We start from the raw sequence: 1,428 nt of genomic DNA on the forward strand, positions 1-1,428 counted from the left end.
TACTACCTTCTACTGATTATTGGTTTACTGTTGATTATTATGAAAATGGAGCTAAGAAACAATTTAAAGCTCACTTTGCATTGAAAAGATAATTTTAATAAATAACAAAAAAGGCGAAAGAAATTTCGCCTTTTTTATTTTCAGTATAAAAAGAAAAGGGATACAATTTGTATCCCTTTTCTTTTTATACTATAAATTAATGATTATAGTTTGTTGTAGGTGTTTAATGCTTCTTTAAGAATTTTAACAGATTTAATTAAATCATCTTTCTTTAAAACATAAGCAATACGAACTTCGTCTAAACCAACATTTGGTGTTGAATAAAATCCTGCTGCAGGAGCAACCATTACAGTTTCACCATTTAAGTCGTAAGACTCTAATAACCATTGTGCAAATTTATCAGCGTTATCTATAGGTAATTTAGCAATACAATAGAAAGCGCCTTTTGGAGTAGCTACTTTAATACCTTCAATTTTATTCAATTCAGTAATTAAAGTATCTCTACGATCTTTATATTCCGAAATAACAGCATCAAAATAACTTTGAGGGGTTTCTAATGCAGCTTCACTAGCAATTTGTGCATAGGTAGGCGGACTTAAGCGAGCTTGAGCAAACTTCATCGCCGTTGACATTACTTCTTTATTTTTAGAAACAATACAACCAATTCGAGCACCACACATACTGTAACGTTTAGAAACCGAATCAATCATAATAGCATGTTCTTCTAAACCAGGAACATTCATGACAGAAAAATGTTGGTCTCCATCATAAATAAATTCACGATATACTTCATCGGCAATTAGAAATAAATCATGCTTTTTAACAACTTCAGCCAACTTTAAAATTTCTTCTTGCGAATATAAATATCCAGTAGGATTACCTGGATTACAAATTAATATAGCTTTTGTTTTTGGGGTAATTAATTTTTCAAAAGCTTCAATTGGAGGTAAAGCAAACCCCGTTTCAATTCCAGAAATTACAGGAACTACATTTACTCCTGATGCTGTTGAAAATCCATTATAATTAGCGTAAAAAGGTTCTGGGATAATAATCTCATCTCCTGCATCCATAGTACTTCCCATAGCAAAAAGTAAAGCTTCAGAACCTCCTGTTGTAATTATAATATCTTGAGTATCTATTGGTAACCCATGGTTTTTATAGTATTGAGAAAGTTTTGTTCTATAACTTTCAAAACCTGCAGAATGACTGTATTCAAGAACTGAAATATCAGCTTTTTTTACTGCTTCTAAGGCAACTTCTGGCGTTTTAATATCGGGTTGACCAATATTTAAATGATATACTTTATGACCTTTTTTCTTAGCAATTTCTGCAAAAGGTACCAATTTTCTAATTGGAGATTCTGGCATTTGTTGCCCTTTTATTGAAACTTTTGGCATGTTTATATTTTTTAGATGTGCAAAATTGCGA

The 1,428-nt window shown here is 31.2% G+C and carries 1 protein-coding gene; it reads right to left on the minus strand.

The features are described from left to right. Window positions 1–203: 203 nt before the first annotated feature. Window positions 204–1,397: a pyridoxal phosphate-dependent aminotransferase gene (locus B4I81_RS11670; RefSeq protein WP_291110833.1), complete on the minus strand. Its 1,194-nt coding sequence runs from the start codon at window positions 1,395–1,397 to the stop codon at window positions 204–206. Window positions 1,398–1,428 lie beyond the last annotated feature (31 nt).

The organism is Flavobacterium sp. UBA6195 (genome assembly GCF_002422095.1).
Lineage (GTDB): Bacteria > Bacteroidota > Bacteroidia > Flavobacteriales > Flavobacteriaceae > Flavobacterium.

Excerpts from the sequence above, each read along its gene's own strand:
- B4I81_RS11670 (WP_291110833.1), bottom strand. The coding sequence starts at position 1,397 with ATGCCAAAAGTTTCAATAAAAGGGCAACAAATGCCAGAATCTCCAATT.